Origin of the sequence: Neptuniibacter sp. QD37_11 (assembly GCF_047778105.1) — a bacterium.
In the GTDB taxonomy this organism is placed as follows: Bacteria; Pseudomonadota; Gammaproteobacteria; order Pseudomonadales; family Balneatricaceae; genus Neptuniibacter.
In genome coordinates this window covers 3,222,259-3,246,544 of sequence record NZ_CP180552.1, presented here as the reverse complement: position 1 = coordinate 3,246,544, position 24,286 = coordinate 3,222,259, and the positions used below count along the sequence as shown (strand labels likewise).

Sequence of the window (24,286 nt, the reverse complement as noted above, 5' to 3'; positions counted from 1 at the left end):
GCCAAAGTTGAAAAGGATGAATGATAAGCTCAGATTGGCGGAAAAATATTCATCTTGAGATGAGATGGATTGTATAAAGGGGATGTTTGGAGGGAAAAGGCTTCTATATTGCGAATACAGAAGCCTTGCTTTTCCTTAGCCGTAGAAGCAAAGGTAAGCAGTTGCTTGCTCAACTTTAAGCTGGAAGCTCTGGTTCGCTGCAACTTTAAATTCAGTGCCTGTTGGGAAAGACTGGAACTCTTCGCTGTCAGGAAGTTTAACGATTAGCTCGCCGCTAACTACCTTCATTAGTTCGTCTTCGCTTGTGCCGAATTCGTATTCGCCTGGTGCCATTACGCCAGAAGTTACTTTACCTTCGCTGTTTTCGAAGCCGATAGATTTTACTTTGCCGTCAAAGTATTCGTTTACGTTCAGCATGTTTGATCTCCTAAAATTTGCGCGAATCATAAAATTAAATGCTAATCGCTGCAAATTTCAGGATTTAATCGGGCTGTTTTCCAACACAAAATCGACAAAGGTTTGGTTAGCCTGAGATAGATAACCGTCTTTACGCCATGCGATTGAAAGGTCCAACCAGACAGGTTTTGTGAAAGGACGTGCGACTAATCCAGGTTCATCTTCGATCACCATCGCCATCAGGGTTGAGATGGCATAGCCCTGTTTAACAATTGATTTAATCAGAGGAATCAGATTCGTCTCAAAGCTGATCTTGGGCGTGATACCTGCCTGTGCTGCCAGATCATCGACTACATTGCGGTGGAAAAAGCCGGTATTAAACATCACCAGTTCCTCCGCAAATAGTTGTGAATATTCAACGCTTTTTAAACTGGCAAAGGGGTGGTCGAGAGGTGAGATCACCATCATCTGTTCTTGCAGAAAGACTTTGGATTCTAAGTTCTTGCTGGGGATAGATTTATCGACGATAACAGCTAAATCGAGTTCCCCTTGCTCTAAAAGTCGTTGCAGTTTGCCTGCGCCGCCATCAATAACGGTTAATGTCAGTTGTGGATAACGATGCCGAAACGCCATCAAAATAGGTGGGAAATAATAAGAACCAAGCATGCTTGGAATGCCTACGCGCACCTCGCCTTTGAGTAAGCCTTTCAGCTCTTGCATCTCCAAAATGGCATCTTCGGTAGCCTGCAAAATCTTATTGGCATGGCGATAAAGGTGTTCACCTTCATCGGTCAGGCTGATTTTACGGTCGTATCGATGTAGAAGTTTTAGATCTAACTCTTCTTCTAGCTTTCTGATCGCCATACTCATCGCAGGCTGTGCAATGTGTAGCTTTTCAGCGGCTTTAGTAAAGCTGTTGAGATCGGCAACGGTTTTGAAATAGCGTAGGTGTTTTATATCCATCATCATATTTTCTTATCAAAGCTATAAGAAGTATATATTTTTATGATGGCTTTGCGATTGCTAGTCTTCCACCACGAATGAGAGGTGGAACATGATCGAAGCAGGTACAAGTCAATTTTGGCGCGCAACTATCGCCTTATGCGTAGGCTCTTTTATGGTGTTTGCCAATCTCTACATCACGCACCCTTTGCTACCGATGTTGGCTGAGGAATTTGAGATTAGTCCATTGTTAGCCAGTTGGAGCTTAACAGTGACTACTTTGACTTTAGGTTTGTCTCTGTTGGTGTTTGGCCCCTTATCTGATGCCCTTGGGCGCACGCGTTTGATGCTGATGACTATGTGCGGGGCAGTGCTTTGTAGTTTTGTATTGTCACAGGTATCTGACTTTACATGGTTGCTGTTCTGGAGAGCATTGCAGGGTATTTGCTTAGCGGGTTTGCCGGCAATTGCGATCGCTTATATGGGCGATGAGTTCACAAAAAAAGGCTTAATTGCCGCAGTCGGTTTGTATATCAGCGGTAACACTTTAGGGGGCATTGGCGGGCGCCTTATTGGTGGTTTTGCCGGTGAACTGTTTGGCTGGCAGGAAGCATTCGCCTTGATGACCTTTATTAGCTTCTTTTGTTTATGTCTGTTTGTTTGGTTGTTACCGCCATCAGAGAATTTCAACGCAAGAAAAGTTGTGCCAACACAGATGATAAAAGACGCTTATCAGCATCTGTCTAATCCTCTGTTGTTACTCGCTTATATCGTTGGCGGACTTAACTTCTTTATCTTTATCAACCAATATAGCTATGCCACTTTTCTGTTGGCTGATGAGCCCTATTACCTATCGGCGGGTGTGCTTGGATTACTATTCCTCACTTACCTGAGCGGTACGGTGGGAGCTGCGTTTTCTGGGCGTATTGCTAAAAATATACCGCAGCCTATAGTCATGGCTATGGGGATCATTATCTTGATGGCCGGTACGCTGCTGACTCTGCAGGGTAGTTTATGGGCGATCATTTTAGGCTTCTTGGTCAGTGCCTTTGGTTTCTTTTTAGCTCATTCCTGTGCAAGTAGTTGGGTTAGCCATACCGCGTTGCACGCTAGAGCGACAGCATCGTCTATCTATCTGTTGTTCTATTATCTGGGGGCTAGTAGTGGAGGCTTCTATTTGGACCCGTTTTGGCACTCTTGGGGTTGGAATGGTGTGGTCTTTGGATCCTTGTGTATTCTGCTGATTACGTTGCTATCCAGTTTAATGCTCTACTATAAAACCAGTGTAAAACTGGAGCGCTGTGCGGCAGGGGGGTAAACTTCACCCCACGATAATAAAAGGAGTACCTATGAGCTATCAACACAGTAATGTCGACGGAGATTTGGTAAACCTGCCAACGGGTAAAGTGATTTGTGTCGGTCGTAACTATGCCGATCATGCTGCAGAGCTAAATAATCCAATACCTACCGAGCCTATGTTGTTTATCAAACCCGCTACGAGTGTGGTTGATATGACTCAGCCGTTTACTGTGCCTCAAGGGCATGGTTCTGTTCATTTTGAAACGGAGATGGCGATTCTGATTGGTTCTAAACTGAACAATGCATCTGAAGAAGAAGCGAAAGCGGCGATTAGCGGCGTAGGCTTAGGTTTAGATCTAACTTTGCGTGATCTTCAAGGAAAGCTAAAAGAGAAAGGTCATCCGTGGGAGAAGGCGAAAGCGTTCGATGGTTCATGCCCACTCTCTCCTTTTATTGCTGCAAATGCAGTTGTCGATCTACAAGACGTAGAGATCAAATTGACCGTTAACGGTGAGATCCGTCAGCAGGGCAACAGTTCAGCTATGTTGAATCAAGTGCTGCCGCTACTTAGCCATGCCAGTGAGTTCTTTACCCTAGAGCCGGGCGATGTAGTGTTAACCGGCACGCCTGCGGGGGTAGGCCCCGTAGTACCTGGAGATAAGCTGCTGGTAGAGCTGACAGGTCTTCTTTCCGTAACAACAGAAGCTGTGTAATACGTGAAAAGCTTCGTTCTGTTTATTGCGTTATTCAGCGCGCTATTTGCCTTACCTGCGGCGGCTGTAGATCCAGCGGTTCGTTGGCAGCAGCCTGAGTTTATTCTACAGGCTTTTAAAGAGGTGGCGCTGCGCAATGAATACAGTCTTCAAGGGCGTATGGTAAGACGCTGGAATAAGCCAATTCGGGTGTGGCTGGATCACCAAGTGCCCGACGCTGAGGTGCATACCAGTTTGGTAAATATGCACCTCAAACATCTGTCCGAGATAACTGGTTTATCGATTAAGACCGTCAGTCGTAAACAGGACGCTAACCTGATTATGGTTTTTACTAAGCAGTCTTTGTGGAAACGTCAGGTAGGTGAGCTCTTTGGTAAGCGTGCGGAAAAGATCGTTCATGGTGCGGTTTGCATGGCGAACTTCCGAGTGAATGGCCGCTATGAGATCGATCAGGCGGCAGTGATTATTCCGGTTGATCAGGCGAGGATGCATGGCAAATTAGTCACCTGTATCGTTGAAGAGATCACACAGGTGATGGGTTTGCCAAACGATTCGGACAAGGTTTATCCCTCCATTTTTAATGATCGTACTCCAGAGACATTGTTGTCTGGTTTAGATTACCTTCTACTCAAGTTGCTCTATCAGCCGGTTCTTAAACCGGGTATGACCGAAGAGCAAGCCTTACCTCTGTTGAAGAAAGTTATCTCAGAATGGCAGAGTGACGGTACGATTCAATCTGCTCATAAAATTGTTAAGCGCGGAGAACTCTATCCGCTGCTAGGCTACTAAGGAATTTGTATGTCGTTTTTGTGGATAAAAGTCTTTCATATTCTTGCGATGACCAGTTGGATGGCAGGTATCTTTTACCTTCCACGTATCTTTGTTCATTACGTTGAAGGGCGTGAAGCAGGGCAGGATGTTGCTCGATTAGAGATCATGGCCGGTAAGCTCTACGGCTTTATGAGCATTATGGCGATCTTTACCTTAGGCCTAGGCTTATGGCTGATGTTTGGCTACGGTATTGGCGGTGGCTGGATGCATGCAAAACTAACGTTTGTCGGCTTGCTGATCGGCTATCACTTCTGGTGTAAAGCGTACTTAAACAAAATGAGAGCGGGGACTTTAGATCGCAGTGGTCGTTACTTCCGTCTGTTTAACGAACTGCCGTTACTGATCTTTATTCCGATTTTGATCTTTGTCGTTGTAAAACCGTTCTAATTCGGAACGAATGGAGCAGACGTTGGTAACTTAAGCTTTATGCTTTGCCAGCGTTTGTTCAACGCGAGCGGCGAGTCGTTCAGCTCTCTCTTGAAGTTGCTCAACTTCATTGGTGAAAAAGTCCATCTCTGGACGTGTAGGGATAAACCTTACTTCCTCTTTCACAAACTCATCCAAGTTGTGGATAAAGCTAGAAGCACTGTTTTTATACCACTGAGCTTTCCAAACTGTGTACAGAGCTACTTGGTGTGCTGGAAGGTCGCCAATCACATCGCCTAGCATCGCTTCCCAATCAATTTTAGCGTCGCTCAGAATCTGTTGGAAGCGGGTAGCTAAAGCGCTGTCACCGCTAACCTGAACCGTCTTACCAAACATCGCATCAGACTTGTCTTTGCTCGTTAGAAGAGTGATAAAGTCGGCGGCGTTACCACGAAGCGTGGTGGTCGGTTCATCGTTGTAGGCCGATTGGATCTGAAGACCATCGGCATTAGGAAGTAAGTAAAGGTTAAGTGCAGGTGAAGTGCACTCAATCGCTATCACTTTGCCAGTGAGGCGCTCAAGATGTTGCAGGGTAACCGGGTCACGTTTAAGCAGTTGGTTGCATACCATTTCTGCAGTCGTGAATAGGGTAGCTTGAAGCATCTCGAGCATGGGTTAGATCCTAAAAAGCGATTAAGGCTTGATACCTGTGTGTAGCGCAACGATACCGCCAGTCATGTTCTGGTAGCGGCAGTTTGTCAGACCAGCATTCTGCATCATACCTTTCAGAGTTTCCTGATCTGGGTGCATGCGGATAGACTCAGCTAAGTAGCGGTAGCTATCAGCGTCGCCAGCAATCGCAGAACCCATGTGCGGTAGGATATTGAACGAGTAGAAATCGTACGCTTTAGTTAGCAGTGGGTTATCTGTTTTAGAGAACTCCAATACCATCAATTTACCGCCCGGCTTAAGTACACGAGCCATAGAGCGTAGCGCTGCATCTTTATCGGTTACGTTACGTAGACCAAAGGCGATTGTGATCACATCGAAGGTGTTATCAGGGAATGGTAGGGCTTCAGCGTTTGCTTGCACAAACTCAACGTTGCCTGTTACGCCTTTATCCATCAGCTTGTCACGGCCAACTTTCAACATAGAGTCGTTGATGTCAGCAAGAACAACTTTACCTGTAGGACCTACAAGGCGAGAGAAACGCATGGTCAGATCGCCAGTACCGCCCGCGATATCTAGGACTGTATTACCAGAGCGAACACCACTTTGTTCGATAGTGATTCGTTTCCAAAGACGGTGAACGCCACCAGACATTAGATCGTTCATCAGATCGTATTTGCCAGCAACACTGTGGAAAACATCAGCAACACGCTGTACTTTTTCCTCTGTTTTGACGTTTTCATAGCCAAAGTGAGTGGTGTTGTCGTTGCGTTGATCTGCCATATCCGGATGTCCTGAAAATCTTAGATTAGTGGGGGATTTTAACCTTATCCGCTGAAATTGTCTGCGATTGAAGAGGGATTATTTTAGGTGGAGGTGACCCAGAAATAAAAAAGGGCTATTAATGAATAGCCCTTTTAAATGTTTATGATCGATTTGGAAAGCTTATCGGCCGATAGCGATCATACCGCCATCGCGCGATTCGCCAGCATCTGCGAGTTTCTGAAGATACTCCTGCCAATACTGATCGTGGTTGTAGGCAAGGTCATGTAGGCAATCCCAAGTATAGATTCCGCTGTCATGACCATCATCAAAAACGATCTTTAGGGCATAGTTACCACTAGGGATCAGCTCTTTAATGCCTACCAACTTTTTGCCAGTTTGTAGCACGCCATTGCCGATGCCATGGCCGCGTACTTCAGCAGATGGAGAGTGCACGCGCAGGTACTCGGCACTCAGCTCAAAGGTTTTATCCTCATAGCTTAATTCCAGCGTGCGAGACTTCTTGTGCAGCTTTATCTGTGTCGGTAATGGTGCTTTAGACATCATCTTACTCCCAGTTATAGGGTCCTAATTACAGAATGTAGTGGCTTAGGTCTTCGTCTTTGCTTAGCTCGCTAAGCTGCTGATCAACAAAAGCTTTGTCTACTTTGATTGTCTGACCAGAGCAGTCTGATGCAGCAAAAGAAAGCTCTTCTAGTAGACGTTCCATCATTGTGTGTAGACGACGTGCACCGATGTTTTCTGTGCTTTCGTTTACTTCAAATGCCAGTTCAGCCACACGATGAATACCTTCATCTGTAAACTCAACGCTCACGCCTTCAGTACCAAGTAGTGCTGTGTACTGGTCAGTCAGCGACGCATTTGGCTCTTTAAGAATACGGCGGAAGTCTTCTGGTGTTAGAGCGTTTAGCTCAACCCGGATAGGCAGACGACCTTGCAGCTCTGGGATCAAGTCAGATGGCTTAGCCAAATGGAATGCACCGGACGCGATAAACAGAATGTGGTCTGTTTTGATCATGCCGTATTTAGTGCTTACGGTGCAGCCTTCGATTAGCGGCAGCAGGTCACGCTGTACACCTTCACGAGATACGTCACCGCTGCTGTTTGAGCCGCCTTTGCAGACTTTATCGATCTCATCTAGGAAGACGATACCGTGCTGTTCAACTAGCTCAACTGCAGATTGTTTCAGCTCATCTTCTTTGACAAGGTTAGCTGCTTCTTCATCAGTTAGGGCTTTAAAGGCATCTTTGATCTTCAAACGGCGAGATTGCTTCTTACCACCGCCCATGCCTGAGAACATGCTTTGCAGTTGGTTAGTCATCTCTTCCATGCCCGGAGGCGCCATGATCTCAACACCCATCTGTGGCTGAGCCACTTCGATGTCGATCTCTTTATCGTCTAATTGGCCTTCACGTAATTTCTTACGGAATACCTGACGCGTAGCGCTGTCTTCGCGCGTTGGTTCTTCGCCAAAGTTTGCAGGGCGTGCTGGTGGCAGTAGGGCGTCAAGAATACGCTCTTCCGCTGCTTCTTCAGCTTGGAAGCGTACTTTATCCATCTCCTGCTCACGTAGCATCTTAATAGACATATCAACAAGGTCACGGATGATGGTTTCTACGTCACGACCGACATAACCGACTTCGGTAAATTTAGTCGCTTCAACTTTGATGAACGGTGCGTTAGCTAGTTTTGCTAGACGACGAGCGATCTCAGTTTTACCTACACCGGTAGGACCGATCATCAGGATGTTTTTTGGGGTAACTTCAGTACGCATCTCATCATCAAGTTGCATACGACGCCAGCGGTTACGTAGTGCAATAGCTACTGCGCGTTTTGCTTCGTCTTGGCCGATAATGTGACGATCCAGCTCGGATACAATTTCACGTGGTGTCATGTTAGACATTTTTAGCTCCTGTGGCTGGATTACTGAACTGAATCAAGTTCTTCGATAGTCAGGTTGCCGTTGGTAAATACACAGATACCAGCAGCGATATGTAGGCTCTTCTCAACAATATCTTTAGCAGAAAGCTCAGTATTGTCAGTTAGGGCGCGAGCAGCAGCTAAAGCGAAGTTGCCGCCAGAACCGATAGCGATAACGCCATCTTCGGGTTCGATAATGTCGCCGCTACCCGAGATTAGATAAGTTTTCTCTTTGTTGGCTACCAGCATAAGCGCTTCAAGTTTGCGCAGCACACGGTCGCCACGCCACTCTTTCGCAAGGCTTACAACGGCATTGAAAATGTTGCCTTGGTGTTTCTCTAGCTGAGCTTCAAAAAGATCAAGTAGGGTAATGGCGTCAGCGGTACTGCCGGCGAAACCGGTAATTACATCGTGCTTAGGCAGAAGGCGAACTTTACGTGCAGTGCCTTTCATTACAGTGTTGCCTAGCGATACTTGGCCATCACCGCCTACAACTACTTTATCGCCACGACGTACGGATACTATCGTTGTCATTATCTGCTCCTAATGGGAGTGAATCTTAAACAGTGCGTTATAAATCGATGAAGCGTAATGCACTGTTTCTTTATAGGTTTAAAGAAAGATGGTGACTAAGAGATGAATTTCAAGGCTGTAAAAACAAAAAGCCCATCGACTTAAGGATGGGCTTTTAGTTTTTACTGTTTGATTCGCAAAGGCTGGATATTTTGCTGAACCAATTTGTCGTAGGCTTTAGATAAGCGCGAGCGGTTATCGAATGGGCCAACCCGCACCCGATACCATTGAGTACCGTCTTTGCTGGTGCTGATATTGGTGTGGACGTTTGGCAGTCCAAGCAGTATCAACTGAGCGCGCATTCTCTCTGCATCTGCTTTGGCTTTAAATGAGCCGGCTTGTAGCAGATACTTATGCTGAGTTTTGGCATCCTTCGGCGTGGATTTATACACATCCTTGGGTGCTTCAACTTCGCTCTCTTTAAGCATTTCGTAAAATTCGAAACGGCTCTTATCAGTCGAGGTAGTCGACTTCTCAACAACAGGGGCCTGACTTTTAACCGGTTTTGATGGGGCCGGTTTCGGTTTTTCAGCCGTCTGGGCAGGCTTAGGTTTGCTGTTGGCCAGTGGCGTGCTGGCTTCGCCAGGATCAACCTTAGTTAGGTTATATAAACCGTAACCAAGGCCGCCCAGCAGCAATAAGGTTAACGCCAGTAGCCCAGTGGGAAAGCGCTTTTTCTGCTTAGCAGGGACTCTCTTTGGGGCAGGTTTAGCGCGGCTAGCTGAAGCTTTGCCACGCTTGGTTTTGGCGTAATCCTTACGAGATGCCATCTACTTACATTTGCTCCGGTGCAGATACACCTAGTAGATCCAAACCGTTTGCAAGTACGTGACGTACCGCTACAGCCAGTGTTAGACGCGCGTTACGTACATCGGCGTCTTCTACTAGAGTTTTCTCTGAGTTGTAGTAAGTGTGGAATTCAGCCGCTAGATCTTTCAGATAGTTAGCGATCTGGTGTGGTTCGCGTGCATTGGCTGCGTTCTTAACCACTTCTGGGTATTTGCCCAGATTGATCACTAGATTCTTCTCAGATTCTAGCTCTAGTTTATCTAGTGCAGCTATGCCTTCAGCTTCGTTCCACTCCAAGTTGCCTTCGCTTAGTTTGCGGAAGATAGAGCAAACGCGCGCGTGAGCGTACTGGATATAGTAAACCGGGTTATCGGCAGACTGAGAGCGAGCCAAGTCGATATCAAAGGTCAGATGACTGTCAGACTTACGTGCTGCTAGGAAGTAACGGGTCGCATCACGGCCTACTTCGTCGATTAGGTCGCGTAGTGTTACATAGCTACCTGCACGCTTAGAGATCTTAACCTCTTCACCACCGCGCATAACGGTAACCATCTGGTGAAGTACATAGTCAGGCCAGCCCTGAGGGATGTCTGCTTTAAGTGCTTGAAGACCTGCACGTACACGTGTGATTGTGCTGTGGTGGTCGGCACCTTGTTCGTTGATAACTGTGTCGAAACCACGCTGCCACTTATCAAGGTGGTAAGCCACGTCTGGTACGAAGTAAGTGTAACCGCCATCTTTCTTGCGCATTACACGGTCTTTGTCATCGCCAAAGTCCGTTGTGCGTAACCAAAGTGCGCCGCCATCTTCGTATGTGAAATCGTTTTCGATCAGTGTCTGAACCGCTGCTTCTACTTTACCTTCTGCGTACAGAGAAGACTCTAGGAAGTAGACATCAAAATCTACCGCAAACGCTTTAAGGTCTAGATCCTGTTCGCGACGTAGGTAAGCAACAGCGAAGTGACGGATAGATTCCAGATCATCTGCATCTTTAGCACCAGTGAAAGACTGGTCTTCAGATACAACAGTGTCGCCAGCCATGTAGCTGTTCGCTAGGTCGATAATGTAGTCGCCGCGGTAACCGTCTTCAGGCCAGCTTGGATCATCTGGTGTTAGGTTTTTGCAGCGTGCTTGTACAGAAAGCGCCAGGTTATTGATCTGTTGACCAGCATCGTTGTAGTAAAACTCACGCGTTACATCCCAACCGTTCGCTTCCATGATGCGGCATAGGCAGTCACCTACAGCTGCACCACGACCGTGACCGATGTGAAGAGGACCAGTCGGGTTTGCAGATACAAACTCAACCTGAACTTTTTTACCTTCGCCGTTGTTGTTACGGCCGTAGTTGTTCTTCTGCTCGAGAATGTTTTTCAACAGCGAGCTAGTAGACGCACCACTAATAAAGAAGTTGATGAAACCTGGGCCCGCAATCTCTGTGCGTTTTAGGTTGTCTGATGCAGGTAGTGCGTCAACCAGTTTCTCAGCCAATTGGCGAGGGTTGCAGCGAGCTGGTTTAGCTAATGTCAGAGCGATATTAGAAGCGTAGTCACCATGAGATTTATCACGGGTGTTTTCCACCATGATTTTAGGTTCTACGTCGGCAGGCAAAGTGCCATTTTCAATCAGTGTCTTCAGGGCGGAGTCAATCAGCTCTGCAATTATCTCTTTCATTAGCGTACAAATACCGTTTGAAGTAAGTCGGTGAGCCCAAGGTCGATCAATTTGATCGGATGGGGCTTCAGAAGAACCGCGTATTATCCCTGTAAAATCAGCCTATGTTAAGAGCTGAAAGGCTAGATCTGCTTAAAAAGTATCCGCTGGATCGACATCTATAGACCAGCGTACTTTTCGAGACTCTTTATTTTGCTCTAGATACCAGCACAGGTTGGCTAATAACTGATGAAGCGCTTTGCGATTTTGCGCATAGATCATCAGCTGAGCTCGATGCATGCCTGCGCGTTTTTCCATAGGGGCAGGGAAAGGTCCGATCCAATGGGCATCCTGTGGCAGCAGCATGTCATCTTCGAGCTGCTGTCTAATCGCACTCAAAAACGATTCTGCGCGACCATTTTGGGTTGTTTCTGCGCGAAGCAATGCATAGTGAGTAAACGGCGGTAGTTGCGCCATTTTACGATTATGCAGCTCCTCTTGCGCGAATGCGCTGTAACCATGCTGAACCAGTGTTTGCAGGGTTGGGTGATCTGCGTGGTAGGTCTGCATCATAACTGTGCCCGCATGGTCGGCACGCCCAGCGCGTCCTGCGACTTGCAGAATTAACTGCGCCGTACGCTCCATACCGCGGAAATCAGCGCTAAATAAGCCGCTATCGGCATTGATGATCGCAACCAGTGTTACCCGTGGGAAATGGTGTCCTTTGGCGAGCATCTGTGTGCCTACCAAAATGCAGGGGTCGCCACTGTTCACCTGATTCATGATCTCCTGCATCGCGTTTTTCCGCTGGGTACTGTCGCGGTCGACACGAATCACCGGGAAGTTCGGGAAAAGCTTCTGCAATGCTTGCTCGCTGCGCTCAGTGCCTACGCCAACCGGCTGCAGTTGATCGCTATTACATTCAGGGCAGCGGTGCGGAATAGCGGCTTGTTTGTCACAGTGATGACAGTGTAGATGCGCAGGACGTTGATGCAACGTCATATGGGCATCACAGCGGGTGCAATCTGCTATCCAGCCACAATCGTGACAAGTTAATGTCGGCGAAAATCCACGACGATTCAAAAACACTAAAACCTGAGTGCCGCTTTCTAGATGCTTCTTTATGTTCAGTATCAGTTGCGGCGATAGGCCATCTGATAAGTTCTCCTGCCGGATATCCAACAACCTGAATTCAGGAGGAGATGAGTTACCCGCGCGTTGAGTCAACTTAAGCCAGTGATAGCGGTCTTCGATCGCATTTTGTAGCGTCTCTAAAGAAGGTGTGGCACTGCCTAAAACAATAGGGATCTCTTCCGAGCGGGCACGAACGACCGCCAAATCGCGAGCGGAGAAGCGGAAGCCGTCTTGTTGCTTAAACGAAGCATCGTGCTCTTCATCAATAATAATGATGCCGGGCGCTTTCATCGGTGTAAAAATAGCCGAACGGGTACCAATAATAATCCGCGCAATGCCTTCGCGCGCTTGTAACCATGCATCCAAACGTTGGCGATCAGTTAAATTAGAGTGTAGGGCAACAATAGGCACGCTAAAGCGTTGCTGAAAGCGCGCTACAGTTTGCGGCGTCAAACCAATCTCTGGTACGAGCACTAGGGCTTGTTTGCCTTCATTAATGATTTTCTCGATCGCTTGCAGGTAAACCTCGGTTTTACCTGAGCCAGTAACCCCTTCTAATAAGCAGGCGTTAAAACCATCAAATTGAGCGATCTGTTTTACGCAATTATCTTGCTCGTCATTTAATGGAAGAGGCGACTCATGCAGAATCGGGCCTGTGTGCTGTTTGTGTTCGCGCTTAAATGATTCGGCGAGCTGCTTCTCTTGTAAGGTTTTAAGAGTGGCGGTCTGCCCGCCTTCTGCACGGAAAGCATCGGCGCTGATCCCTTGAGGATGATCGAGTAATAGCTGCAACGCCTCCAATTGGCGTTTAGCGTTGCTCTTAATGGCACTTAAGCAAGCGCCTGCGGCGGCGCGCCACAACGTTTCGTGTTGATATTCGCAGGCTTGGCCTTTACGCAGTAAAACCGGCAATGCTTGTTGTAGAGCATCGCCCTCTGGATGCTGATAATAGCTTGCAGACCAGCGCGCCAGTTTAAACAGGTGAGCAGGCAGAGGCGGCGTGTCATCTAAAATCTGTGAGGCGCTTTTAAGCTTGTTATGATCAAACTCACTGCTTTGCGCCACCTCGACTAAAATACCAATGACTTCTCTGTTCCCAAACGGGGCTAGAACGCGAATACCGGGCTTTAATGAAAGGGAATCGATCCCTTCTGGGCAGTGGTAATCGAACAGTCTGCGTAGGGGGCTAGGAATGGCAAGCCGTAAAATGCTCATATATGCTTAAATTGCTCACTTTTTAAACGGTTTTAAGTTGCGCAGCATTATATCGATGCGTATAATTCGCCGCCTACTTAACGTACCAGTTATTTTGCTGGTAGTTTAAATCAATGCGGTGCCTGGCAGAAGATCAGGTGGCGGCATGAATCTAATGAGGTTTATCATGAAAGCTGGTATCCACCCGGAATACGCAGAAATTAACGCTACTTGTTCTTGCGGTAACGTTGTTAAAACTAAGTCCACTCTGGGCAAAGACATCCACTTGGACGTTTGCTCTTCTTGCCACCCGTTCTACACTGGTAAGCAGAAAGAAGCTACTTCTGGTGGTCGTATCGATCGCTTCAACAAGCGTTTTGGCGGCCGCGGCATGAAAAAATAAGTGATGTCACTTATGAGAATTTTGAAAAAGGCGCTCCCATTGTGGTGCGCCTTTTTTGTTTCTGGCTACAGTGCTGCTGTTACCGCAGCTCAGTGTGAACAACCTCATCATGCTGAAACGGTAAGCGTTGCGCATATATATGATGGCGATACAGTAAAACTGACCGATGGTCGTCGTGTTCGTCTTATCGGTATCAATACCCCAGAAACTGCCAAGGAAGATAAACTTGCCGAAGCTTTTGCTGATCAAGCAACCGCTCACCTGAAAACCTTACTAAAAGGTGCTGATCTTTCGTTAGTGGTTGGTAAAGAGTCAAAAGATCGCTACAAGCGTTGGTTGGCCCATCTTTATGCTGACGGTCAGCATGTTGGGGAATCTCTGCTTGAAAATGGCTTGGCCTACCATATAGCGGTACCCCCGAATCTTGGTTATCTTGATTGCCTTAAATCTGCAGAGCTACGTGCGGTAGATGCCAAACTTGGGTTGTGGAATCAAACTCCGATTCGAGATGTGGCTTCGCTAAAAAATCGTGAATCAGGCTTTAGAATCTTAAAAGGTAAAGTGGTAGCGGTTAAAAAGATCCGTTCTGGCTGGATTTTAGAGATTGGTGACGAGTTAGCCGTAAAATTTAGCCCTATTGTTGCAGAGCAGCTAGGCGGCAAGAGAAAAATTGAAGCTTTTAAGGGTAAAACCCTAACTGTTAGGGGTTGGATTAAGCCAAAAAGCCATAACGCACCTGCACACTACCAACCTTGGCTAATCAACATTAGCCACTCCGTGCATTTGGATCATTAAACAATATTCCTATCTTTATGCGACTTCTTGCAGGTTTTTTTAGTACTTTAGGTTTAACCTAAAGAAAAAAAGCCTGTTGCAGGTGCGGAATAGTTGTTCGGCAAATATGTTTTCTATATAGTTCTGTGTTCGACTTTTTAACTAGATTGGAACAGCAGCTATGTCTGATGATATGAAACAAGCCGCTCTTGATTACCATGAGTTCCCACGTCCAGGTAAAATCAGTGTGGAACTGTCTACAGACGCTGAGTCTCAGCGTGATCTTTCCTTGGCGTACAGCCCGGGTGTAGCAGAGCCGGTTCGTGAAATCGCAAAGGATCCTGAAAACGCATACCGTTACACGGCTAAAGGTAACTTGGTCGCAGTAATTTCTAACGGTTCTGCAATTCTAGGTCTTGGTGACTTAGGTCCATTGGCTTCTAAGCCAGTAATGGAAGGTAAAGCACTGCTGTTCAAGCGCTTCGCTGGCCTTGATTCTATCGATATTGAAGTTGACGCTGAAAGCCCACAGGCATTCATCGACACTGTTGCGCGCATCGCGGACACTTTCGGTGGTATCAACCTAGAAGATATCAAAGCTCCAGAATGTTTCGAAATCGAACGTGTTCTGATTGAGCGTTGTAACATCCCTGTATTCCACGATGATCAGCACGGTACAGCTATCGTAACAGCTGCTGGCATGATCAACGCACTAGAAGTAGCTGGCAAGAAGCTAGAAGAAGCTTCAATCGTATGCCTAGGTGCTGGTGCTGCAGCTCACGCTTGCATGAAGCTGCTAGTGAACATGGGTGCTAAGATCGAAAACATCTACATGATCGACCGTACGGGTGTTATCCACTCTGGCCGTGAAAACCTAACTCCAGAGAAAGCAGCGTTCGCGTCTGAAACAGACAAGCGTACTCTAGACGATGCTATCGACGGTGCTGACGTATTTGTTGGTCTATCTGGTCCTAACCTGCTTTCTGCTGAGCAGCTATCTAAAATGGCTGCTAACCCAGTTGTATTCGCATGTGCTAACCCAGATCCAGAGATTCGTCCAGAACTTGCTCACGAAACTCGTGATGACGTTATCATGGCGACAGGTCGTTCTGACTTCCCTAACCAGGTAAACAACGTACTTGGCTTCCCATTCATCTTCCGTGGCGCAATGGACGTTCGTTCTACTGCAATCAACGAAGAGATGAAAGAAGCAGCTGTACGCGCTCTTGCTGATCTGGCTAAGACTCCAGTTCCTCAAGAAGTACTTGATGCTTACGGTCTAGACTCTCTAGAGTTCGGTCGTGACTACATCATCCCTAAAGCAACAGACTCTCGTCTACTTGGTGCTGTATCTACTGCAGTTGCTCAAGCAGCGATCGATTCTGGTGTTGCGCGTCTGCCACTACCAGACAACTACCCACTGTCTTAATCGACACTGGCGTACTAAAAAAAACCGGCTTAGGCCGGTTTTTTTGTGTCTGTAGAAAACTATAGAAAATTATAGCATTCTGTTCAAAATTTAAGGAATTAAGAATTTTTCCTAGTTTCACAAACGGTATTATTCAGTAAGCTTATCTAGGTAATAAACTTAGGTACACGATCATGGAAGATGACAAAAGATCCTGCAGTAACTGTGAAAAGCAAGAAAAGCTTGGCTTTCCGCATGCTGACCTAAAGCTAATTAGCTCAATCCCTGAAAGCTCGATCTATCGCTGTGAATGCTGTGGCGCATTCTGGATTCACGATGGCGAAGACGGGTGGGAAAATCTGGACTTTGACACCCTATGGGGTCTTGCCTGCTAACGCAGCAGCCAGATAGAAAAAGACGTATTTAAAAAAGCCCTGCTAGTTTTGCTAGCAGGGCTTTTTGTGTGTTTTGAGCATTAAACAATGCACTAAGGGCGTTCTAAAACATCAAGATACCCTGCGCACGATGATTTAAAATAGTTATTACGGCATAGTATGCGGGTAATAATGTATGGGCTCTGGTATGCGAGACAGGAAAATCTTATTTGTATTCTTAATTTACCTCGTATGTCTAGGTCTTGCTCTGTCTACAGGCGTTTCTCTTTTTCAGCGAAGTCTCTATATCGAACTTGATCAAAAAGTGAAGAATGAAGCTGAAAATGTCAGTACCTATTTCAATAAAGAACTTGCTCGTTATGCACATATTCCAGAGCTGTTAACGAACCATTACCAGATTCGTCAGCTACTGCAGTTCAAAACAGGGGAGCAAGAATTAAACCTACTGTTACTTGATATTGCTAAAACGACCGGGGCTAGTGAGGTTTATGTGCTCGATATTAAAGGCGATGTTGTTGCTGCAAGTAACTTTCAAAACCCATCGAGTTTTATAGGCGGCAATTTTTCTTTTCGTCCTTATTTTCAGCAGGCAATTGAGGGGCAGAATTCGACGTATTACGCCCTAGGTGTTCGCTCTAAAGAGCGCGGCATCTTTTTTTCATCTCCGGTTTACGTCGATGAAAAGATTATTGGTGTTGCTGCTGTAAAGGTAGATATTTCCAGATTTGAGCAGGATACAGAGTGGTTATCTGGTCAGCATTCTACAAAGTTTATGGTTTATGGACCTGACAATGTCATCTTTATGTCTAATCACCCATACTGGCGCCTCAAGCAGCTCAGCGAGAGCGAAGAATTGAGTTGGGCTCAGATTAAAGAAAGCCAACGTTACCTCGACCTGACGCAAAATATCTTAAATAACAGCAAAAGAAAGTATGCACTTGCTGATTTACAGCAGTGGCAAATAGAGTACGCCGAGGCCGAGCAGGGCTTGTATTTTTATGGTGAATCCAGCTTGCCTAGCATGAGTCTTAAGCTCGTTACGTTTAGCCCCGCGGCAACGGTGGGCTATCAAGTCACCAATTTTATGATTTGGCTCTCGCTGGGGTATAGCGTGGTCTTTGTTTTGGCGTTCTACCTTTATCGACGCTTTGCTGGTTATCGTCAGTTGCTGTATACCCGCAGGGCGTTAGAAAAGGAGATATCGGTTCGCACTGATGAGTTAGATAAAGCGCATAAAGCACTGATGCAGTCGACTAAGCTAGCTACGATTGGGCAGATGTCAGCTTCGATCAATCATGAAATCAATCAGCCGCTCAGTGCTATGAATGCTTATATAGCTGCTTGTCGACGATTACTTGATAGGGGGGACTATCAGCAAGCTAAAGAGACGCTTAATACAATTCAGGATATGACTGGGCGGGTTCATAGAATTGTTTCACAGTTAAAACAATTCAGTCGGAATAAAGAACCCTCATTAGCTTGGTGTGAATGGTCTAAGTGCCTTGATGCCGCTTTAGTGGTGGTAGGGCCCCAGATCACAAACTATAAAGTAGATTTGTCTGTGGAGCGCTACAGCGGTTTTGTTTGGGGTGAGGCCTTAAAGTTAGAGCAGGTCCTGGTTAATCTCTTATCTAATGCTATAGATGCAATGTCTGAGCAGCAGGAAAAATCTATTAGCATCAGCTTTAGCCAAAGAGAAGGTTATGTGGATATTCATATAACCGACAGTGGTATTGGCTTGGACCTGCAAAATATAGACACTATATTTGATGCCTTTTTTACCACTAAGTCCGATCAAGGTTTAGGGTTGGGCTTGTCTATCTCGCGTAACATTATTCGTTCTTTCGATGGTGAGTTGACGGCTAAGAATGCGGATTCTGGGCTTGGGGCTACATTCACGATCTCGTTGAAATCAAGTAACACTGGAAGCAATTAAAATGACAAAAGTTTGGATTATCGACGATGAAGAGATCATTCGTGACTCCCTTAGCCAGCTTCTAAAGATAGAAGGTTATGAAGTCCAGGCGTTCGCGAACGGTACGCAGGCTTTAAAAACACTGGATGAGCATTTTCAAGGTGTTGTGATTTCAGATATTAATATGCCAGAGATGTGCGGCACCAAGCTTCTTAGTGAGATCCAAACCATTGATGTCGATATACCGGTCATCATGCTAACCGGCTATGCCGATGTACAGCTTGCAGTCTCATGTTTGCATCAAGGAGCTTACGATTTTTTTGAAAAGCCGATCACAGAGCAGCTGTTGGATAGTGTTAAGCGTGCCAGTGAAAAAAGAGCCCTTGTCCTAGAAAATCGAGCACTTAAAAGTAGTTTGAAAGCAGTACCAGAAAAAGGGGTGCGGATACTTGGCGACACCCCTGAAATGAAAGATATGATGCGGCTGCTTAATACCGTAGTTGATACCCCAGCAGATGTTTTGATTAGTGGTGAAACCGGTTCCGGTAAAGAGATGGTTGCGCGCTACTTACATGAGATGAGCAGTCGCGCTGATGCAAATTTTGTTGCGATTAACTGTGGCGCTATACCCGAAAGCTTAATCGAGAGTGAGTTGTTCGGGAGTAAAAAGGGGGCTTTTACTGGCGCGACAGAAAACCGTACCGGGCAGCTAGGTTTCGGCCAAGGTGGTACTATTTTTCTCGATGAAATAGAAAGCATGCCGATGTCTATGCAGGTGAAAATGTTGCGGGTGTTAGAAGAAAGAACCATTACTCCTGTTGGCAGTAATACTGCAATCCCGCTGGATGTTAGATTTGTAGCAGCAACTAAAATTGATCTGCTAGAACTCGCGGAGCAAGGGTTGTTTCGCACCGACCTCTATTATCGTTTAAACCTAGTTAAAGTAGATATACCGCCTTTACGTGCGCGCAAAGCCGATATCCCATTGTTGTTTAAACACTTTAGCTCTATAGCTGCTGGGCGTTATCACAAACCGCTAACAGCGCTTGCTAGTGAAGAGTCCAATCAACTCATGGCTTACCATTGGCCGGGTAATGTGCGTGAGCTTCGCAACGCTGCAGAAAGAAGGGTGTTGCTGGGTATGCCAATTTCGATCGACGCCGATCAGCCAAGTGTGGCCATGCCAGAGGATCTGTCCTTAAGTGAAAAGGTCGCTTTTTTTGAATGCGCTGTAATAGAGGAGGCCTTGAGCCAATCCTCCGGTTCCGTAAAAGAGGCGATCTCGCTACTGCGCGTCCCCAGAAAAACCTTTTACGATAAGTTGGCAAAATACGGAATTCAAAGGCGAAGTTTTGTAAAAGACTGAGCTAGTGCATTAGCGTGGTTTATACCGCAAAACGTTGACTTAATTAGCCCTGTTTTTCGTGATTTATCTGTGTGTGGTTTTAGTGACAAATCACCCGCTAAGGCTGTGTGGCTATCCGCATTATGTACCTTGTTTAAAAATAGCTATTCTTTTTAACTGTCTGTTAATTAAAAGGTTTTAACTTAATTTTTAAAGCTGGCAATACTCTTGCTATCTCTTCTTCCCATGATGTGAAAACCAAACATTCACTAATTTAAATACCGTTTAAATTTAGGTTGGAAGAAGAGTATGAATGACAAAAATAAAAAGATACCTTGGCTAATGTTATCCCTCGGCCCTTTAGTCATGTTGATGACATTACTGATTGATCCGCCTTTCGCGGGGCTTTCAGTTGAAGCGTGGCGCACCGCCGGATTAGCGTTCTGGATGGCGAGCTGGTGGATATCTGAAGCTGTTCCAATCCCTGCGGCCTCTCTATTACCTTTATTTGTGGTGCCGGTTGCAGGTATCGCAAACATCAAAGCGGTTGCTGCACCTTATGCTCACCCGCTGATTTTCCTATTCCTAGGCGGTTTCCTGATCTCTATCGCAATGGAACGCTGGAACCTGCATAAGCGTATTGCGCTAAAAACTATGCTACTAGCAGGCACCAAACCAAGTATCCAAATTTTGGGAATCATGTTGGTGACGGCATTTCTATCGATGTGGATGTCCAATACAGCTACAGCGGTAATGATGTTGCCTATAGCTCTATCCGTAGTGAAAATTGTCACCGATCGTGAACCGAACAACGAGAGTTTTGCTAAAGCAATGCTCTTGTCCATCGCTTATGCTGCCAGTATCGGTGGTATAGCAACGTTAATTGGTACGCCACCGAACGCGCTGATGGCTGCATACCTATCTGATAGCTACGGTATGGAAATTGGTTTTGCTCAATGGATGGCGATGGGTCTACCACTATCAATTATTATGCTGATATTAGCGTGGGTTCTACTCACCAAAATTAGCTATAAAGTCGATCAGGCTGGTGCGGTTAGCGCTAAATCTGTATTTAAAGAACAGTTGCAAGCGCTAGGGCAGATGTCTGCTGGCGAAAAGAAAGTGTTATTTATCTTCCTATTTGCGGCAATCGGTTGGGTAATGCGCCCATACCTTGCTAAGTGGACAGGTATTGGTATCTCTGACACCGGAATCGCAATGGCGGCGGCTATTCTGCTATTCGCCCTGCCTGTTAAATCTGGCGATAACGAGCGTGTTCTAGATTGGGAAAGCGCACAAAAAGTCCCTTGGGGTATCTTGATCCTTTTTGGTGGCGGCCTAACTTTGGCAGCGACTATTAAGTCTTCTGGCTTAGCTGAATTTATCGCTCTACAGATTCAAGGTGCAGACGCTGTTTCTCTATTAGTGGGTGTGTTGATTGTTACAGCGCTGATTACTTTCTTGACGGAAATCACCAGTAACACAGCAACGGCGGCAGGCTTCTTGCCGTTATTAGGACCAGTGGCTGAGTCGATTACAGGTACACCACTTGTATGGGTTATTCCTGCTGCAATTGCAGCAAGCTGTGCCTTTATGATGCCTGTAGCTACGCCGCCAAATGCGATTGTGTTTGGTTCAGGTAAACTGAAAATGGCAGATATGATGCGTGCAGGCTTTGTGTTGAATTTTGTTGCAATAGGCCTGATTACGCTTGCTAGCGTAACACTCCTACCAGCTGTTTTTGGTGTTTAGGAATATAAAGTAGTAAAGAGTCATTGCTCGCGGGGCAGCTCAGCTCCCCGCGATCTGATTTTCATTGGTTTACAATAGCTAGAGGAGTTAGCTCTTTTTCAAGCTTTTGCATGTATGGCATGACCTCCTGAAGAATACGCCAGTATTCACCCGAAGTTTTCATATCCTTTATTGCTTGAGCCAAAGCCGGAGCTAGGCCTGAGTGCGATTTATGTATAAATGGGTAAGAAATGTTTTGCCCCGCGACTCCGACAATAGTGATGTCTTTTGTTGGTAAGCCTTTATTGTGAAGTGCTTTCAAAATAGGAACTTCTAAAGCAAAGAAAATATCAGTTCTTCCTCTTTGTAATTTATTTATACCTTGTTCAATAGAGCCTACCTCGGATAGGTGCTCTTTATTGGTTGCTTTTATAAGATTGTTTTTGGACCAAACAGAACCACGCAGGTACTCAATTCTTAAATCAAGCATTTTGAGATCTTCGAGCCTACTGAAACTTAATTCGGCATTCTTGGATAGTCCAATGACTCTATTAAAGAAAATAGGTTCATCAACTAAGACCATATTTGAATAGCGGGAGCTATAGTCTCTAATTCTTTGAGGTTCCCCATCTATAATTCCATCGTTTGCCATTTTCGAGCATCTTTTACTGGGGCAAAGGATATATGAAAATTCATACCCCAGTGTATTGAAAGCTGCCGAGTAAACTTTACTGTAGAAGTTGTATTGTGGATTTGATGTAGGGTCTTCACCAAAGCCCATTACAAATGTATCTGCATATATTGTGGGGCAGAGAGCTATCACAGCACCTAGTAAGCCTAATCGCGTCAGTTTAAAAATCCTATTCATCGGCTTTGGGTTCAAATCACAGTTAACTTAAAATTTTTAGTTTAGTCCAAAGCCTTTGAGCTAAACGAATTTTTAATCACACGATGGCAGGTGAAATTATCGGCAATATTTTAAAAGGAGATGGTTTTGTGTGTTTGCTTTTTGAATTCTTAAAAACTTATCCAAAGATGATAGGTAAAGTGTCAACCTTATTCAGGACGGGACAATACAAATAAAAAAGCCACCCGAAGGTGGCTTTTTTATTTGTATTTGGTGGGATGGCGTCAACTGAATAGTATATTTAGTGCATTGATTTGTATAGGATTTGTGGATTGTTTCTTGCGAGTGGGCCCCCAAATAAGCCCCCTGATTATCATTGCTTAAAATATTAAATTAGGAATTTTTCTTATACCTACTTAAGCAATATGTGCTTACTTTAGATCTCTTTTGGATTGCAATGGAGGGGAAATGTCGCCTGGTTTATCTGTCCCAACAGACAATATTTATAAGTTTTATACTTTATTCGGTTTCACGCTGCTTGTTTCAACTCTCTTGGGCTATGTTTACGTCTACGATTCGTCTCGAACCAAAATGGTTCAATGGACTTTGGAAATATTGGAATATGAGGCTGGTGGATCAGGAGAAGTTGTTAATCCAGAAAAGAAAGAGCTGCTCCTACAGTTAGTGAATGTAGAAAAAGAGAACAGGCAAACCTATCAGAAGGTATTGGCTTTAGTTTCTGGGTTTGCTTTATTTCTATTTGTTATTGGTCTCTACAAGTGGCAAAACGAAGTGCAGCCCAGGGAAGATGATTTATACAAGCTTAGAATTCTATCCGCGGAAACTGAATTGTTAGGTATGGGAGTTTCTCTGGCTGAACTCAAAAGAAGAGAGTTGAATCGCAATCCAAGAAAATACACATAATGCTACTTCTAAGGCCTTTAGCGGCTCTAGGCACTAGAGGCTTCAGAAGGGGGGCTTTTTTAATCGTGATTCTTAAGTCTCTAGTAACGGTCTCTTCATGCTTCGCCTCACCTTCCTCACCCCTAACTGATTGAAAGTATAAGGTTTGTATACCTCTGGTGGTGAGGCGTATAAAAGCTCGTAAAATAGCCGGAAACCGGGGTTTGCTTGTCCCCCGTGGTGGGAGGCTACCTCCAGGGTCCCTAGGCATTTGAACTTCACTAGGAACATAGAAACCTCACGCCTTAAGCAGAGGCTCGCGAAGTTCGCGCGTCCTGCTGGCTTGACTTGTTAGCTGTGATTTTTGGTTTTACTACCATCGGCTTATCTTTATATGAAACAGTGATGTGAATCTCTGGTGTGCCGCGCTCCGCCATACGATATAAATCTTCCATTTCTAACCTGCAGCTCCAAAGCTGGCCAGGCTCAATAAAAAGAGGGATATTATCTTTAGAGTGACTTAAAAAACGTTGTGAGGAAGAAAATAGTCGGCCACTACCGTTTTCAGAATGTGTTGCTTCGATATTTGTGACTGTCGCAGGGAGCTTGCCAACATTTGTTATTTCAATATGGCAATATGAGGCTAGCTCTTTACTTTCACCATGCTCAGTAACTTCAGTCGAAATCACCCTTGCGTCTGGATATGTGGTGTTAGGACGCAATTTTACTTTTAATTTTGGAGCATTGCTTAAAGAGTTCCAAACATTCCAGCCAAAGGCCACTGTTGCCAGAACAGCGCCCCACCATTTCACAAAATCTATTTCTTCCATCTCGTTTCTTAAGTGCAAAAACAACTAACGCCAAGCTAAGCGGCGCGCATTTATGCGCGTCCTTACTTGAACACCTTGTTAGGCATTAGATTTCAATGCCTAGTTTATTTTTAATTTCCTGTTTAGCGATGGCCATAATTAAATCGATAGTTAAGGAGCCACCAACCTTTGAAATTGACTGTTTTGTTTTAGACCAAATTTCTGGATCTCTGATGCTATCGAGGTACTCATAGCCTTGCCATGTAATTCTATAAATATAACAAGTATGAGGTCTTTGGGGATTTAGCTCTTTGCTGATAGATGCCTCGATGAAGCCGGCTTGTTCTAGTAATTTGATGTGAGCAGAAACATCCCACTCTTGACCATCCTCACACTCGATATCTTGATTAGAAATCCTTTGATTGGCTTCGCACTTCTCAGCAGCCAGCATGATATTTCTTATTATTTCAGGATTTCTTCTCATCTCTCTTCCTTGT

The 24,286-nt window shown here is 45.5% G+C and carries 25 protein-coding genes; 12 read left to right on the top strand and 13 right to left on the bottom strand.

Annotation, left to right across the window (positions count from 1 at the left end; all coding sequences use genetic code 11):
- Positions 1–135: 135 nt before the first annotated feature.
- Positions 136–417: a pyrimidine/purine nucleoside phosphorylase gene (locus ACMXYT_RS15255; protein WP_415899389.1), complete on the bottom strand. Its 282-nt coding sequence runs from the start codon at positions 415–417 to the stop codon at positions 136–138.
- A 57-nt stretch (positions 418–474) separates the two neighbouring features.
- Positions 475–1,359, bottom strand: a complete 885-nt coding sequence (locus ACMXYT_RS15250; protein WP_415899388.1) for a LysR family transcriptional regulator — start codon at positions 1,357–1,359, stop codon at positions 475–477.
- 91 nt (positions 1,360–1,450) lie between these two features.
- Between ACMXYT_RS15250 and ACMXYT_RS15245 the strand changes: the two genes are divergently transcribed.
- From ACMXYT_RS15245 to ACMXYT_RS15230, 4 genes are read left to right on the top strand one after another with little or no spacing between them, the layout of a single operon-like run.
- Positions 1,451–2,656, top strand: coding sequence for an MFS transporter (locus ACMXYT_RS15245; RefSeq protein WP_415899387.1), 1,206 nt, complete (start codon positions 1,451–1,453; stop codon positions 2,654–2,656).
- A gap of 31 nt (positions 2,657–2,687) precedes the next feature.
- Complete coding sequence (locus tag ACMXYT_RS15240; protein WP_415899386.1) at positions 2,688–3,350, top strand: fumarylacetoacetate hydrolase family protein; 663 nt, start codon at positions 2,688–2,690, stop codon at positions 3,348–3,350.
- Between the two features lie 3 nt (positions 3,351–3,353).
- Positions 3,354–4,139, top strand: coding sequence for a DUF2927 domain-containing protein (locus tag ACMXYT_RS15235; RefSeq protein WP_415899385.1), 786 nt, complete (start codon positions 3,354–3,356; stop codon positions 4,137–4,139).
- Positions 4,140–4,148: 9 nt separating this feature from the next.
- Entirely contained in the window at positions 4,149–4,568 is a 420-nt protein-coding gene (locus ACMXYT_RS15230; RefSeq protein WP_415882636.1) for a CopD family protein, read from the top strand.
- Between the two features lie 30 nt (positions 4,569–4,598).
- Here the strand turns inward: ACMXYT_RS15230 and ACMXYT_RS15225 are convergent, their stop codons facing one another.
- From ACMXYT_RS15225 to ACMXYT_RS15190, 8 genes are all read right to left on the bottom strand, one after another.
- On the bottom strand, positions 4,599–5,219 hold the full coding sequence (locus ACMXYT_RS15225; protein WP_415899384.1) for an SCP2 domain-containing protein: 621 nt from the start codon (positions 5,217–5,219) through the stop codon (positions 4,599–4,601).
- Between the two features lie 21 nt (positions 5,220–5,240).
- The gene (ubiE, locus tag ACMXYT_RS15220; RefSeq protein ID WP_415892702.1) at positions 5,241–5,999 is read right to left on the bottom strand and encodes a bifunctional demethylmenaquinone methyltransferase/2-methoxy-6-polyprenyl-1,4-benzoquinol methylase UbiE; all 759 of its coding nucleotides are present in this window, start codon (positions 5,997–5,999) and stop codon (positions 5,241–5,243) included.
- Positions 6,000–6,161: 162 nt separating this feature from the next.
- Positions 6,162–6,542 (bottom strand): gamma-butyrobetaine hydroxylase-like domain-containing protein, encoded by a 381-nt coding sequence (locus ACMXYT_RS15215; protein WP_415882633.1) that lies wholly within the window; start codon positions 6,540–6,542, stop codon positions 6,162–6,164.
- 28 nt (positions 6,543–6,570) lie between these two features.
- Complete coding sequence (hslU, locus tag ACMXYT_RS15210; protein ID WP_415882632.1) at positions 6,571–7,902, bottom strand: ATP-dependent protease ATPase subunit HslU; 1,332 nt, start codon at positions 7,900–7,902, stop codon at positions 6,571–6,573.
- Between the two features lie 20 nt (positions 7,903–7,922).
- The gene (gene hslV / locus ACMXYT_RS15205; RefSeq protein ID WP_415882631.1) at positions 7,923–8,453 is read right to left on the bottom strand and encodes an ATP-dependent protease subunit HslV; all 531 of its coding nucleotides are present in this window, start codon (positions 8,451–8,453) and stop codon (positions 7,923–7,925) included.
- 161 nt (positions 8,454–8,614) lie between these two features.
- On the bottom strand, positions 8,615–9,262 hold the full coding sequence (locus tag ACMXYT_RS15200) for an SPOR domain-containing protein (RefSeq protein WP_415911650.1): 648 nt from the start codon (positions 9,260–9,262) through the stop codon (positions 8,615–8,617).
- Positions 9,263–9,266: 4 nt separating this feature from the next.
- Positions 9,267–10,952: an arginine--tRNA ligase gene (gene argS, locus ACMXYT_RS15195; protein WP_415911649.1), complete on the bottom strand. Its 1,686-nt coding sequence runs from the start codon at positions 10,950–10,952 to the stop codon at positions 9,267–9,269.
- A gap of 132 nt (positions 10,953–11,084) precedes the next feature.
- On the bottom strand, positions 11,085–13,280 hold the full coding sequence (locus ACMXYT_RS15190) for a primosomal protein N' (protein WP_415911648.1): 2,196 nt from the start codon (positions 13,278–13,280) through the stop codon (positions 11,085–11,087).
- Positions 13,281–13,446: 166 nt separating this feature from the next.
- Here ACMXYT_RS15190 and rpmE point away from each other — a divergent pair, with 166 nt between their 5' ends.
- From rpmE to ACMXYT_RS15155, 7 genes are all read left to right on the top strand, one after another.
- Positions 13,447–13,662: a 50S ribosomal protein L31 gene (gene rpmE, locus ACMXYT_RS15185; RefSeq protein WP_415884686.1), complete on the top strand. Its 216-nt coding sequence runs from the start codon at positions 13,447–13,449 to the stop codon at positions 13,660–13,662.
- Positions 13,663–13,674: 12 nt separating this feature from the next.
- Positions 13,675–14,457: a thermonuclease family protein gene (locus ACMXYT_RS15180; RefSeq protein ID WP_415899379.1), complete on the top strand. Its 783-nt coding sequence runs from the start codon at positions 13,675–13,677 to the stop codon at positions 14,455–14,457.
- A 160-nt stretch (positions 14,458–14,617) separates the two neighbouring features.
- Complete coding sequence (locus ACMXYT_RS15175) at positions 14,618–15,865, top strand: malic enzyme-like NAD(P)-binding protein (RefSeq protein ID WP_415882626.1); 1,248 nt, start codon at positions 14,618–14,620, stop codon at positions 15,863–15,865.
- Positions 15,866–16,038: 173 nt separating this feature from the next.
- Positions 16,039–16,239, top strand: coding sequence for a hypothetical protein (locus ACMXYT_RS15170; RefSeq protein WP_415911647.1), 201 nt, complete (start codon positions 16,039–16,041; stop codon positions 16,237–16,239).
- A 187-nt stretch (positions 16,240–16,426) separates the two neighbouring features.
- A complete protein-coding gene (locus ACMXYT_RS15165) occupies positions 16,427–18,175 on the top strand; it encodes an ATP-binding protein (protein WP_415911646.1) in 1,749 nt (582 codons plus the stop codon).
- A 1-nt stretch (position 18,176) separates the two neighbouring features.
- On the top strand, positions 18,177–19,520 hold the full coding sequence (locus ACMXYT_RS15160; protein ID WP_415911645.1) for a sigma-54-dependent transcriptional regulator: 1,344 nt from the start codon (positions 18,177–18,179) through the stop codon (positions 19,518–19,520).
- A gap of 288 nt (positions 19,521–19,808) precedes the next feature.
- On the top strand, positions 19,809–21,251 hold the full coding sequence (locus tag ACMXYT_RS15155; RefSeq protein WP_415911644.1) for an SLC13 family permease: 1,443 nt from the start codon (positions 19,809–19,811) through the stop codon (positions 21,249–21,251).
- A 61-nt stretch (positions 21,252–21,312) separates the two neighbouring features.
- On the opposite strand, the gene ACMXYT_RS15150 is transcribed toward ACMXYT_RS15155, so the two are convergent.
- Positions 21,313–21,882 carry a substrate-binding periplasmic protein gene (locus ACMXYT_RS15150; protein ID WP_415899374.1) on the bottom strand — a complete coding sequence of 190 codons (570 nt, stop codon included), beginning with the start codon at positions 21,880–21,882 and terminating at the stop codon, positions 21,313–21,315.
- Between the two features lie 663 nt (positions 21,883–22,545).
- Between ACMXYT_RS15150 and ACMXYT_RS15145 the strand changes: the two genes are divergently transcribed.
- On the top strand, positions 22,546–23,001 hold the full coding sequence (locus ACMXYT_RS15145) for a hypothetical protein (RefSeq protein WP_415911643.1): 456 nt from the start codon (positions 22,546–22,548) through the stop codon (positions 22,999–23,001).
- Positions 23,002–23,285: 284 nt separating this feature from the next.
- On the opposite strand, the gene ACMXYT_RS15140 is transcribed toward ACMXYT_RS15145, so the two are convergent.
- Both ACMXYT_RS15140 and ACMXYT_RS15135 read right to left on the bottom strand, forming a co-directional pair.
- On the bottom strand, positions 23,286–23,810 hold the full coding sequence (locus ACMXYT_RS15140; protein WP_415911642.1) for a hypothetical protein: 525 nt from the start codon (positions 23,808–23,810) through the stop codon (positions 23,286–23,288).
- 85 nt (positions 23,811–23,895) lie between these two features.
- Positions 23,896–24,273, bottom strand: coding sequence for a DUF2513 domain-containing protein (locus ACMXYT_RS15135; RefSeq protein WP_415911641.1), 378 nt, complete (start codon positions 24,271–24,273; stop codon positions 23,896–23,898).
- Positions 24,274–24,286: the final 13 nt, after the last annotated feature.